This is a genomic window from Pseudomonas sp. SJZ080, from assembly GCF_007828295.1.
Classification (GTDB): domain Bacteria; phylum Pseudomonadota; class Gammaproteobacteria; order Pseudomonadales; family Pseudomonadaceae; genus Aquipseudomonas; species Aquipseudomonas migulae_A.
In genome coordinates this window covers 80,088-92,201 of sequence record NZ_VIUK01000020.1, presented here as the reverse complement: position 1 = coordinate 92,201, position 12,114 = coordinate 80,088, and the positions used below count along the sequence as shown (strand labels likewise).

The 12,114-nt window shown below is 60.6% G+C and carries 10 protein-coding genes; 9 read left to right on the top strand and 1 reads right to left on the bottom strand.

The genetic code is table 11. The features are described from left to right. Window positions 1-69 precede the first annotated feature (69 nt). The 7 genes from leuC (at window position 70) to FBY04_RS23300 (ending at window position 9,372) form a co-directional block, all read left to right on the top strand. Entirely contained in the window at window positions 70-1,488 is a 1,419-nt protein-coding gene (gene leuC / locus FBY04_RS23330) for a 3-isopropylmalate dehydratase large subunit (protein WP_084318009.1), read from the top strand. Window positions 1,489-1,498: 10 nt separating this feature from the next. Beyond that, window positions 1,499-2,143, top strand: coding sequence for a 3-isopropylmalate dehydratase small subunit (gene leuD, locus FBY04_RS23325; RefSeq protein WP_084318008.1), 645 nt, complete (start codon window positions 1,499-1,501; stop codon window positions 2,141-2,143). Window positions 2,144-2,232: 89 nt separating this feature from the next. Beyond that, window positions 2,233-3,000 carry a class I SAM-dependent methyltransferase gene (locus FBY04_RS23320; protein WP_084318007.1) on the top strand — a complete coding sequence of 256 codons (768 nt, stop codon included), beginning with the start codon at window positions 2,233-2,235 and terminating at the stop codon, window positions 2,998-3,000. 51 nt (window positions 3,001-3,051) lie between these two features. Next, the gene (gene leuB / locus FBY04_RS23315) at window positions 3,052-4,134 is read left to right on the top strand and encodes a 3-isopropylmalate dehydrogenase (RefSeq protein WP_084318006.1); all 1,083 of its coding nucleotides are present in this window, start codon (window positions 3,052-3,054) and stop codon (window positions 4,132-4,134) included. A gap of 68 nt (window positions 4,135-4,202) precedes the next feature. Beyond that, a complete protein-coding gene (gene asd / locus FBY04_RS23310; protein WP_046026895.1) occupies window positions 4,203-5,315 on the top strand; it encodes an aspartate-semialdehyde dehydrogenase in 1,113 nt (370 codons plus the stop codon). A 207-nt stretch (window positions 5,316-5,522) separates the two neighbouring features. Beyond that, complete coding sequence (locus FBY04_RS23305; RefSeq protein ID WP_084318005.1) at window positions 5,523-6,533, top strand: aspartate-semialdehyde dehydrogenase; 1,011 nt, start codon at window positions 5,523-5,525, stop codon at window positions 6,531-6,533. A 208-nt stretch (window positions 6,534-6,741) separates the two neighbouring features. Then, the gene (locus tag FBY04_RS23300) at window positions 6,742-9,372 is read left to right on the top strand and encodes a FimV/HubP family polar landmark protein (RefSeq protein WP_145317187.1); all 2,631 of its coding nucleotides are present in this window, start codon (window positions 6,742-6,744) and stop codon (window positions 9,370-9,372) included. 108 nt (window positions 9,373-9,480) lie between these two features. On the opposite strand, the gene FBY04_RS23295 is transcribed toward FBY04_RS23300, so the two are convergent. Then, complete coding sequence (locus FBY04_RS23295; RefSeq protein ID WP_145317241.1) at window positions 9,481-10,140, bottom strand: M24 family metallopeptidase; 660 nt, start codon at window positions 10,138-10,140, stop codon at window positions 9,481-9,483. 188 nt (window positions 10,141-10,328) lie between these two features. On the opposite strand from FBY04_RS23295, the gene truA reads away from it, so the two are divergent. Both truA and FBY04_RS23285 read left to right on the top strand, forming a co-directional pair. Next, window positions 10,329-11,153 carry a tRNA pseudouridine(38-40) synthase TruA gene (gene truA / locus FBY04_RS23290; protein ID WP_084318003.1) on the top strand — a complete coding sequence of 275 codons (825 nt, stop codon included), beginning with the start codon at window positions 10,329-10,331 and terminating at the stop codon, window positions 11,151-11,153. Window positions 11,154-11,216: 63 nt separating this feature from the next. Continuing rightward, window positions 11,217-11,840, top strand: a complete 624-nt coding sequence (locus tag FBY04_RS23285; protein ID WP_084318002.1) for a phosphoribosylanthranilate isomerase — start codon at window positions 11,217-11,219, stop codon at window positions 11,838-11,840. Window positions 11,841-12,114: the final 274 nt, after the last annotated feature.

Sequence of the window (12,114 nt, the reverse complement as noted above, 5' to 3'; positions counted from 1 at the left end):
TCACAAGCCAAAGGGTTATTGAATTGTTCAAAGCCCAGGGCATAGAAACAAGCTGATGAGGACCGTCTGATGGCCGGCAAAACGCTTTACGACAAGCTTTGGGAATCCCATGAAGTGAAACGGCGCGACGATGGGTCGTCGCTGATCTATATCGACCGCCACATCATCCATGAAGTGACTTCGCCCCAAGCTTTCGAAGGCCTGCGCCTGGCCGGGCGCAAGCCTTGGCGCGTCGACTCGATCATTGCCACTCCGGACCACAACGTACCGACCACTCCGGATCGCAAGGGCGGCATCGAAGCGATTACCGACCAGGTCTCGCGTTTGCAGGTTCAGACCCTTGATGACTACTGCGACGAATATGGCATCACCGAATTCAAAATGAATGACGTGCGTCAGGGCATCGTTCACGTAATCGGTCCGGAGCAGGGTGCTACCTTGCCGGGCATGACCGTGGTCTGCGGCGACTCGCACACCTCGACTCACGGCGCGTTTGGCGCCCTGGCCCACGGCATCGGCACTTCCGAGGTCGAGCACGTGTTCGCCACGCAGTGCCTGGTCGCCAAGAAAATGAAGAACATGCTGGTGTCGGTCGAAGGCAAACTGCCGTTCGGTGTGACCGCCAAGGACATCGTGCTCGCGGTCATCGGCAAGATCGGCACCGCCGGCGGCAATGGCCACGCCATCGAGTTTGCCGGCAGCGCCATTCGCGACTTGTCTATCGAAGGCCGCATGACCATCTGCAACATGTCCATCGAGGCCGGCGCTCGCGTAGGTCTGGTGGCGGCGGATGAAAAAACCGTGGCGTACGTGAAAGGCCGTCCGTTTGCCCCGAAAGGCGCGGAATGGGACCTGGCTGTCGAAGCCTGGAAAGACCTGGTTTCCGACGCTGATGCGGTGTTTGACACCGTCGTCGAACTCGACGCCACTCAGATCAAACCGCAAGTCAGTTGGGGCACTTCGCCCGAGATGGTTCTGGCGGTCGATCAGAACGTGCCGGACCCGGCGAAGGAAATGGACCTGGTCAAACGCGGTTCCATCGAACGCGCCTTGAAGTACATGGGGCTGACCGCCAATCAGGCGATCACCGACATTCAACTGGACCGCGTATTCATTGGCTCCTGCACCAACTCTCGGATCGAAGATCTGCGCGCTGCAGCGGTGATTGCCAAGGGCCGCAAGGTCGCTTCGACCATCAAGCAAGCCATCGTGGTGCCGGGCTCGGGCCTGGTGAAGGCGCAAGCCGAGGCCGAAGGCCTGGACAAGATTTTCCTCGAGGCCGGTTTTGAGTGGCGCGAACCGGGTTGCTCGATGTGCCTGGCGATGAACCCGGATCGTTTGGAGTCGGGCGAACATTGCGCGTCGACGTCCAACCGCAACTTCGAAGGGCGTCAGGGCGCCGGTGGCCGTACGCACCTGGTCAGCCCGGCCATGGCCGCGGCGGCTGCCGTCAACGGTCGTTTCATCGACGTTCGCGAACTGATCTGAGGAACCGCACATGAGAGCTTTTACCCAACACACCGGTTTGGTCGCGCCATTGGATCGTGCCAACGTCGACACCGACCAGATCATTCCGAAGCAGTTTTTGAAGTCGATCAAGCGCACCGGTTTTGGCCCGAACCTGTTTGACGAATGGCGCTACCTGGACGTGGGTTATGCCTATCAGGACAACTCCAAGCGTCCGCTGAACAAGGATTTCGTCCTCAACGCCGAGCGTTACCAGGGCGCCAGCGTATTGTTGGCCCGCGAGAACTTCGGTTGCGGCTCCAGCCGCGAGCACGCGCCATGGGCGCTGGAAGAGTACGGTTTCCGCAGCATCATTGCGCCGAGCTATGCCGACATCTTCTACAACAACAGCTTCAAGAACGGCTTGCTGCCGATCATCTTGAGCGACGCTGAAGTGGATGAACTGTTCCAGCAAGTCGAGGCGAATCCAGGCTATGAATTGAAGATCGACCTGCAAGCCCAGACCGTGACCCGGCCGGACGGCAAGGTCTACAGCTTCGAGCTTGACGAGTTCCGCAAGCACTGCCTGGTCAACGGCCTCGATGACATCGGCCTGACCTTGCAGGACCACGAGGCGATTGCGACGTTCGAAGCCAAGCACCGTGCGAGCCAGCCGTGGTTGTTTCGCGACGCGTGATTGATCCGAAATTGATGTAGGTATGGCTGGCCTCTTCGCGAGCAAGTCGAAGACGGCAGATCAGACAACACAAATATCAGGACATAACTATGACCAGCACCGCCCAACACACTCAGGTTGTACAAAAGCAATTCGGTGAACAGGCCTCGGCCTATCTGAGCAGCGCCGTTCACGCTCAAGGCACCGAATTCGCACTGCTACAAGCCGAAGTGGCCGGGAAGGGCGATGCCCGGGTGCTGGACCTGGGTTGCGGCGCCGGTCATGTGAGTTTCCACGTGGCCTCGCTGGTCAAGGAAGTGGTGGCCTACGACCTCTCGCAGCAAATGCTCGACGTGGTCGCCGCCGCAGCCGTTGATCGGGGTTTGACTAATGTGACCACGGCCCTCGGCGCCGCCGAACGCCTGCCGTTCGCCGATGGTGAGTTCGATTTCGTCTTCAGCCGTTATTCGGCGCACCATTGGAGCGATCTCGGCCTGGCCCTGCGCGAAGTTCGCCGGGTGCTGAAGCCGGGTGGCGTGGCGGCGTTCGTCGACGTGTTGTCACCGGGCAGCCCGTTGTTCGACACTTACCTGCAAAGCGTCGAAGTGCTGCGCGACACCAGCCATGTGCGCGATTATTCCGCGGGTGAATGGTTGCGCCAGGTCAGCGAAGCGGGGTTGCACACTCGCAGCACCACGCGTCAACGCCTGCGTCTGGAGTACAACAGCTGGGTCGAGCGCATGCGCACACCACAAGTGATGCGCGCTGCGATCCGCGAGTTGCAGCAGTCGATGGGCAACGAAGTACGCGAATATTTTGAGATTGAGGCCGATGGTTCGTTCAGTACCGATGTGCTGGTACTGATGGCCGAGCGATAGAATTTTTCCGGGAGCGCCTCAGGGCGCTCCGACTGATGACATGAGGAAAGCATGAGCAAGCAGATTCTGATTCTCCCAGGTGACGGTATTGGCCCGGAAATCATGGCCGAAGCGGTCAAGGTGCTGGAACTGGCCAATGACAAGTACAGCCTGGGCTTCGAACTGAGCCACGACGTGATCGGTGGCGCTGCCATCGACAAGCACGGCGTGCCTCTGGCCGACGAAACCCTGGAGCGAGCCCGTGCAGCCGACGCCGTCTTGCTGGGCGCCGTGGGCGGTCCGAAATGGGACACCATCGAGCGTGACATCCGCCCTGAGCGCGGTCTGCTGAAAATCCGTGCGCAACTGGGCCTGTTCGGCAACCTGCGCCCGGCGATCCTGTACCCGCAACTGGCCGAGGCTTCCAGCCTGAAAGCCGACATCGTTTCCGGTCTGGACATCCTGATCGTTCGCGAACTGACCGGCGGTATCTACTTCGGCACGCCACGCGGCACCCGTACCCTGGAAAACGGCGAGCGTCAGTCCTACGACACGCTGCCCTACAGCGAAAGCGAAATCCGCCGCATCGCCCGTGTCGGTTTCGACATGGCCATGGTGCGTGGCAAGAAGCTGTGCTCGGTGGACAAGGCCAACGTCCTGGCTTCCAGCCAGTTGTGGCGTGAAATCGTCGAGGAAGTGGCCAAGGATTACCCTGAAGTCGAACTGAGCCACATGTACGTCGACAACGCCGCCATGCAGCTGGTGCGTGCGCCAAAGCAGTTCGACGTGATCGTCACCGACAACATGTTCGGCGACATCCTGTCCGACCAGGCGTCGATGCTTACCGGTTCCATCGGCATGCTGCCGTCGGCGTCCCTGGATACCAACAACAAGGGCATGTACGAGCCTTGCCATGGCTCTGCGCCGGACATCGCGGGCAAAGGCATTGCCAACCCGCTGGCGACCATTTTGTCGGTGTCGATGATGTTGCGTTACAGCTTCAACCAGTCGGATGCAGCGGATGCAATCGAGAAAGCCGTGAGCCTGGTGCTGGATCAGGGGCTGCGCACGGGCGACATCTGGTCGACCGGTTGCACTAAAGTCGGTACGCAGGAAATGGGTGACGCAGTAGTCGCCGCGCTGCGGAATCTGTAATCTCTCGGGCCCGCTGCCACTTTCCACTTCGAAAGCAGCGGCCCACTTTTCAAGAAGGTGTAGTTGCGATGAAACGTGTAGGTCTGATCGGTTGGCGCGGTATGGTCGGTTCCGTGCTCATGCAGCGGATGCTGGAAGAGCAGGATTTCGATCTTATCGAGCCGGTGTTTTTCACCACTTCCAATGTCGGTGGCCAAGGCCCGTCCGTGGGCAAGGACATTGCTCCGCTCAAGGACGCTTACAGCATTGAAGAGCTGAAAACCCTCGACGTGATTCTGACCTGCCAGGGTGGCGACTACACCAGCGAAGTCTTCCCGAAGCTGCGCGAAGCCGGCTGGCAGGGTTACTGGATCGACGCCGCTTCCAGCCTGCGCATGCAGGATGACGCGGTGATCGTGCTGGACCCGGTGAACCGCAAGGTCATCGACCAGCAGCTCGATGCGGGCACCAAGAACTACATCGGCGGCAACTGCACCGTCAGCCTGATGCTGATGGGCCTGGGCGGTCTGTTCGAAGCCGGTCTGGTCGAGTGGATGAGCGCCATGACTTATCAGGCAGCCTCCGGTGCCGGCGCGCAGAACATGCGTGAACTGATCAAGCAAATGGGCGCGACCCACGCCGCTGTCGCCGATCAACTGGCCGACCCGGCCAGCGCCATCCTCGACATCGACCGCCGTGTAGCCGAAGCCATGCGCAGCGACGCGTACCCGACCGAAAACTTCGGCGTACCGCTGGCCGGCAGCCTGATCCCGTGGATCGACAAGGAACTGCCGAACGGCCAGAGCCGCGAAGAGTGGAAGGCCCAGGCCGAGACCAACAAGATCCTCGGTCGCTTCAAGAGCCCGATCCCGGTGGATGGCATCTGCGTGCGCATCGGCGCCATGCGCTGCCACAGCCAGGCGTTGACCATCAAGCTGAACAAAGATGTGCCGATCGCCGACATCGAAGGGCTGATCAGCCAGCACAACCCTTGGGTCAAACTGGTGCCGAACAACCGCGACATCAGCATGCAGGAGCTGAGCCCGACGAAGGTCACCGGCACCCTGAATGTTCCGGTTGGCCGTCTGCGCAAGCTGAACATGGGTTCGCAGTTCGTCGGCGCGTTCACCGTTGGCGACCAGCTGCTGTGGGGCGCGGCCGAGCCGCTGCGTCGCATGCTGCGGATTCTGCTTGAGCGTTGATTGATTGAAGTAATCAAAGAACCCGCGCCTTGAAAGAGGTGCGGGTTTTTTTATGGGTGGCCGGCAGAGGTTGATTGGTTGCCTGCACCGGCCTCTTCGCGAGCAAGTCGAAGAGGCCGGAACAGGCGCCGCAAACCTCCACCGAATTGCCTGCACGCCACCCACCCGGTAAAGTGCCGCTCCCCCCGTTTCGCCAGAGGTAGAACCATGAGCCAGTCCTTTGATATTGCCGTGATCGGCGCCACCGGTACTGTCGGCGAAACGCTCGTGCAGATTCTCGAAGAACGCGACTTTCCGGTCGGCAACCTGCACCTGCTGGCCAGCAGTGAATCCGCCGGGCATTCGGTGCCGTTTCGCGGCAAGAACGTGCGGGTGCGGGAAGTGGACGAGTTCGACTTCAGCAAAGTGCAGTTGGTGTTTTTCGCCGCAGGCCCGGCGGTGACCTTGAGTTTTGCCTCGCGCGCCACGGCCGCCGGTTGCTCGTTGATCGATCTGTCGGGCGCCTTGCCGGCCGATCAGGCACCACAAGTGGTGCCGGAAGCCAATGCCCAGGTGTTGGCCGGTCTGAAAAAACCGTTCCAGGTCAGCAGTCCAAGCCCTTCGGCCACCACCTTGGCCGTAGTGCTCGCACCGTTGCTCGGTCTGCTCGACCTGCAGCGCGTCAATGTGACCGCCAGTCTGGCCGTCTCTGCCCAGGGCCGCGAAGCCGTCACTGAACTGGCCCGGCAAACCGCCGAACTGCTCAATGTGCGTCCTCTGGAGCCGACTTTCTTCGATCGGCAGATGGCTTTCAACCTGCTGGCGCAAGTCGGCAAGCCGGATGAACAGGGCCATACGCTGCTGGAAAAACGCCTGGTGCGTGAGCTGCGTCAGGTCATGGCTTTGCCTTTATTAAAGATTTCCGCCACTTGCATTCAAGCCCCGGTGTTTTTTGGCGATAGCTTTAGCGTGACCTTGCAGTCAGCAAGCGCTGTGGACCTGGCGAAAATCAACGAAGCGCTGGAAGACGCGCCGGGGATTGAACTGGTGGAAGCCGGCGATTATCCGACCGCGGTCGGCGACGCAGTGGGGCAGGATGTGGTCTACGTCGGTCGGGTTCGCGCTGGAATCGACGACCCGTCGGAACTTAATTTGTGGCTGACGTCAGATAACGTACGCAAAGGCGCGGCGCTCAATGCTGTGCAGGTGGCTGAATTGTTGATAAAAGACCTGCTGTAAAAGATACTTGGCAGCAATTTGCAGAATGATTCTGGCCGGGCGCCGTGCCTGGCCGGATTGCTGAAGGCGAGTCACCCTGCGGGGCTTTCCGGGGCATGAAAGAAATGATCGCGCGCGACGACCCTTCGCCGCCGCGCGCAATGCCTTACGGCAGCGACTATCAACACCTTCTCGCTGGCCGAGGAATGTTCAGACAAAGGATGAGGCTATGGTTCAAGTTCGCAAACTGGTGTTAGCAATAGCGGCCGCCTCGGCGCTGTCCTCCGGTATGGCGCATGCGCTCGGGCTCGGGGAATTGACCCTGAAATCGTCGCTGAACCAGCCGCTGGTAGCAGAAATCGAGCTGCTCGACGTCAAGGACCTCACCGCTGCTGAAGTGGTACCGAGCCTGGCGTCGCCGGAAGATTTCGCCAAGGCCGGTGTCGATCGCCAGGCGTTTCTCAACGACCTGAGCTTCACCCCGGTGCTTAACGCCAGTGGCAAAAGCGTCCTGCGTGTGACGTCCAGCAAGCCGTTGTCCGAACCGATGGTGAAATTCCTGGTTCAGGTGATGTGGCCCAACGGTCGCCTGTTGCGCGATTACAGCGTGCTGCTCGATCCGTCCAAATTCTCGCCGCAAACCGCTGAAGCGGCTGCGCAACCGGCACCGACCCAGACGGTCACTTCTCCCGTGACCGGCGCCTCCAAGCCGACCCAATACACCACCACGCCGCGCGATACCCTGTGGGAAATCGCCGCGAAGGCGCGTAATGGCGGCTCGGTTCAGCAAACCATGCTGGCCATCCAGGCGCTGAACCCGGATGCCTTCATCAACGGCAACATCAACCTGCTGAAGACCGGTCAGGTCCTGCGCCTGCCGGATCAGACACAGGCCACCAGCGTGCCGCAACCCAAGGCCATTGCTGAAGTCGCCGCGCAGAACACCGCGTGGCGTCAGGGCCGTCGCTATGTCGCTAAGCCTGGAACAGGGCAGCAGCAACTCGACGCGACCAAACGCGCTCGCAGTGAAGGTGCTCCTGCGCAGCCTGCCAGGGACAATTTGAGCCTGGTGTCCGCCGAGTCCGGCAAAGCGGGTAGCAAAGGTGCAGCAGGCGATGCCAAAGCCTTGAGCAACAAGCTGGCCGTGACCCAGGAAAGCCTCGACACGACCCGTCGTGACAACGCTGAACTGAAAAGCCGCATGACCGATCTGCAAAGCCAGCTGGACAAGCTGCAGCGCCTGATCGAGCTGAAGAACAATCAACTGGCCAAATTGCAGGCTGAAGGTGCTGCGGGTGCGCCGGCTGCTGCGACCACGGCGCCGGCCATCTCGGCCGAATTGAGCCCTGCGCCTGTCGAAGGCGCGCCGGCAACGCCAGCGCCTTCGGCTGCGGCCCCTGAAGCAACGCCGGCCCCGGCCGAGACGCCAGCCGAGCCAGCGCCTGCAACATCCGACGACCAGAAGTTCAACGAACTGCTGACCAATCCGTGGTTGCTGGGCATGGTCGGTGGCGGGGCGGTGGTTCTGCTGCTGTTGCTGCTGTTGCTGGCCCGTCGCCGCAAAGCCCAGCAGGAAGCCGAAAAACACCTGCGCATGGCCCGGGCGTTGTCCGAGGAGCAGGAATTCTCTGCTGATCTGGACTTGCCAGAAAGCAGCTTCGAAGGTCTGGAAGTGCCGCCGCCAAGCGTGAAACTCGCGACCGCGCCTGCACCTGCGCCGACCCCGGCTCCAGCGCCAACGCCAGCTCCAGTGATTGAGCCCGTGGTGGTAACGCCGCCGATCGCTGCGCCACTGGTTGCGCCTGCCGCTGATCGCGATGACGACGTGCTGACCAAGGCGCAATCGCACATGGCCGCCGGTCGCCTGAATCAGGCTGCTGCGTTGCTGGAAGAGGGCATCAAACAAGAACCTCAGCGCAGTGACCTGCGTCTGAAGCTGATGGAAGTCTACGGTCAGCAGGGCGATCGCGATGCGTTCGTGGCCCAGGAGCGTCAGCTCGTGGCCAACGGCGAAAACTACGCCCGTGTCGAAGAGCTGAAAAGTCGCTTCCCGGCCATGGCCGTCGTCGTGGCAGGTGGTCTGGCTGCTGCGGCTGTCGCTGCGGAACTGGACGCCCAATACGTTCAGGATCTGTTGAAGGACGAGCCCGAAGAACCGGCACCGGCCCTGGCTGATGACGACTTCGACAGCGCGTTTGATCTGAGTCTGGATGATCTGGAAAACGCTTCTCCGGCGGTGGCTGCACCTGAGCCGACGCCTTCGCCAGAAGCTTTGGCCGAACTGGACGATTTCCCGCTGGACGACGACCTGAGCTTTGAGTCGGTGCTGGCGCAGCAGACTGAAATCAAGGAAAACCTCGACGACCTGTCGGACTTCGATCTGGACATGGACCTCGGTGGGGATGCGTCGCCGGGGATCCTCGCTGAAGACGATTTCCTGTTGAGCCTGGATGATGACGTCAAGGACTTGCCTGCCGCTGAAGTGCCGGCCACTCCCGAGGTAGCGCTGGATGATCTGGAGCTGCCGGCGGATTTCGATCTGTCGCTGGCCGATGAAATGGACGCTCCGGATGCATTCGCGGCTGAACTGGATGACGTCAACGCCGAGCTGGATCGTCTGTCCCAGACCATTGGCGAACCGTCCTTTACGGCAGAAGACGCATTGGCTTCCGCCGCTGACGAGCCGGAATTCGATTTCCTCTCCGGCACCGACGAAGTCGCCACCAAACTTGACCTGGCCCAGGCCTACATCGACATGGGCGACGCCGACGGCGCACGGGACATCCTCAACGAAGTCGTGACCGAGGGTGATGCGGGTCAGAAGAGCGAAGCCAAGGAAATGCTTTCGCGTCTGGCTTGAGTGATCGAAAAAGCGTAAAAAAACGGCAGCCCTTTGAGGCTGCCGTTTTTGTTTCTGGATCACCGCAATACCCCTCTGGGAGCACGCCCGCTCCCAGATTCGATTTTCTTAAGCCAACAAATCCTCATAAAACGCACCAAACGGCCGGGTAGGGTGGGCGATCTGGATTTCCAGAATCCACAGCCCGACATTCGGACACTCCTCAAAATTGCCCAAATCCCCGGCACGGTAAATCGCATGGGGAAAATCACTGACCCGGTGCCCCTTGATCTCCAGGTTCAGCTTCCAGCCCATCGCCGTCGCCTGCCCGTCGGCATAACGGTACAGCTCGAGGCCGGCCACCTGCCGGGTGCGCCAGTAATCGTGAACCTGATCGAACAACGTCTTGGCTGCCGCCGCGCATGCCTTCATCTCGGGATCGTCGCCGACGACAAACGTTGCGCCAGAGTCGCCTTCGTGGCGATCCCAGACTATGCCGAGATCGATAAAGAAAATGTCGTTCTCAGCCAGTACCGGATCGCCTTCAGAGCGTTGCTTGAAGGTTTTCAGGGTGTTTTCGCCAAAACGGATCTTCGAGGGGTGCCAGATGCGGTCCATCCCCAGCTCGTTCAATACGTCAAGGCTCATGGCCAGCGCCTCGGATTCGCGCATGCCGGGTTTGATGCGTCGGGCCATCTCGTCGATGGCTTCCCACGTCTTGCGTTTGGCATGCAGCATGCCTTCCAGGCTGTAAGCCAGGCCGACGGCTTCTTTGAGGAGTGCAGTCATCATCAGGTCTCGGTGGGTTTCTGTTTTTCGTTGTATAGGTATCTATATAGCGAAGTCTGCATGGGGGCTGCAACGGCACAAACATCACACGCCTCTGGCGTCCCGGTCCGACGGCCTTATAATGCCCGCCTTTGCGTACATCAGCAGGCTGTCACTCCTTGGCAAATATAGATAACCCGGCCGCCGAAATGGCGGCCGACGGCTTTTTCCGCATCGCCTTGGGCGTTGAATACAAAGGCTCGCGCTTTCGCGGCTGGCAGCGTCAGGCGTCCGGTGTGCTCACGGTGCAGGAAACCCTGGAAAAGGCCTTGTCCAAAGTCGCCGACTCACCGGTGTCGCTGCTCTGCGCCGGGCGTACGGACGCGGGCGTGCATGCCTGCGGTCAGGTGGTGCATTTCGACACGCAGGTCGAGCGTTCGATGAAAGCCTGGGTCATGGGCGCCAACATCAACTTGCCCCACGACGTCAGTGTCAGCTGGGCCAAGGTCATGCCGGCGCATTTCCATGCGCGGTTCAAGGCCATCGCCCGGCGTTATCGCTACGTGATCTACAACGATCAGATCCGCCCGGCGCATCTGAACGAAGAAATTACCTGGAATCACCGTCCCCTCGACGTCGAGCGCATGGCCGAGGCCGCGCAATACCTGGTCGGCACCCACGACTTCAGCGCTTTCCGTGCGGGTCAGTGCCAGGCCAAGTCGCCGATCAAGGAACTGCATCACCTGCGCGTCACGCGCCACGGCAAGATGATCGTGCTGGACATTCGCGCCAGCGCCTTCCTGCATCACATGGTGCGCAACATTGCCGGCGTACTGATGACCATTGGCGCCGGCGAGCGTCCGGTGGAGTGGATGAAAGAAGTGCTGGAGAGCCGGGTTCGCCGTTCCGGCGGGGTGACGGCGCATCCGTTCGGCCTGTATCTGGTGCAGGTCGAGTACCGCGACGAGTTCGAATTGCCCGAGCGTTACATTGGTCCACACTTCCTGACCGGTTTCGCCGAACTTGACGGCTGACGCCCTCGAACGCATTTGTTACCATCCGGGACTTTCCCGGATTTGCCCTGAGGTTTTATCGACATGTCAGCCGTTCGCAGCAAGATTTGCGGGATTACCCGCATAGAAGATGCGTTGGCGGCGGTCGAGGCTGGCGCGGATGCGATCGGGTTTGTGTTTTACGCCAAGAGCCCGCGGGCCGTGACGTTCCAGCAGGCGCGCGACATCATCAAGGCGCTGCCGCCGTTCGTGACCACTGTGGGGTTGTTCGTCAACGTCAGCCGCTGCGAGTTGGGAGAGTTGCTCGACGCCGTACCGCTGGACCTGTTGCAGTTCCACGGCGACGAAACCGCTGCCGACTGTGAAGGCTGGCATCGACCGTACATCAAGGCGCTGCGGGTCAAGGCCGGCGACGATATCGCGGCGGCATGCGATGCGTTTCCAAGCGCCAGCGGTATCCTGCTCGACACCTACGTTGAAGGCGTACCCGGCGGAACCGGCGAAGCATTCGACTGGTCTCTGATACCGCAAGGCTTGAGCAAGCCGATCATCCTGGCGGGCGGCTTGACGCCGGATAACGTCGCCGAAGCGATTGCAAGGGTTCGGCCGTATGCCGTAGACGTCAGTGGTGGGGTGGAGGCGAGCAAGGGCATCAAGGATCACGCAAAGATTCAGGCATTCATTAACGCGGTACGCAGCAGCTTGTAGGAGCTGTCGAGTGAAACGAGGCTGCGATCTTTTGACTTTGGTTTTCGACAAGCAAGATCAAAAGATCGCAGCCTCGTTTCACTCGACAGCTCCTACGTCGATGTGACGGCTGGCAGACTGCCGCCGTCCCAAAATGCACTGCGCTGCACAAAGCAGGCACGGCTGAGGATTGATGGGTTGTACGCAGGTCACGCTTCACTGACCCGGCCATCCACCGATCATCGCCACACACATGAATTTAGCTCAAGGGCATACGCGGGGCTGCGAACCAGAG